The 505-nt window shown below is 45.0% G+C and carries 1 protein-coding gene; it reads right to left on the bottom strand.

From position 1 onward, the window contains the following. On the bottom strand, positions 1-505 hold a 505-nt coding region (locus R7Q48_RS31525), incomplete at both ends, for an ABC transporter substrate-binding protein (protein WP_411979330.1).

Below are 505 nucleotides of genomic sequence, written 5' to 3'. Positions count from 1 at the left end.
GCCACCAGCACCAACTGGATATTGGTTGTAACCCCAGAACTTCTCAATATAACCCTTTTGATAAGGGGCAGTATTGGATTTGTCATGCCATAGACTTGGCAAAACCAATCCAAATGCGTCCAACTTACCTTTTTCGAAGTGCTTCATCGCAATATCACTATCGCGGATAACCGTGATACGAATTTTGTCGACGTTATAGCGATTCTCGTAGTACTTATTGGTATAACCCCACCAGTCCTCACCTACGTGCTTAAAGGTAACGCTTTTACCTTTTTTGACGTCGGCTAAGTAATAAGCGCTGGTGGTTGGTTCACTTTTAAAGTTGTAGTAGCGCACAAAATCATCATGAATGCCGTCACCGTTCTCGTCTTTCTTCGGATTCGCATAGAAATGAGCAGGACGAGGACGTAGCGCCCCCATTCTCAACAACAACTCTTCTGGATTGAGCTCTTTCGCGGCCTTCACGGCGAAGGTGTGATCGTCAAATTTGATAACATCAGCAACC

Source organism: Vibrio sp. 378 (assembly GCF_033339435.1).
This window is presented reverse-complemented; position numbering and strand designations above follow the sequence as displayed.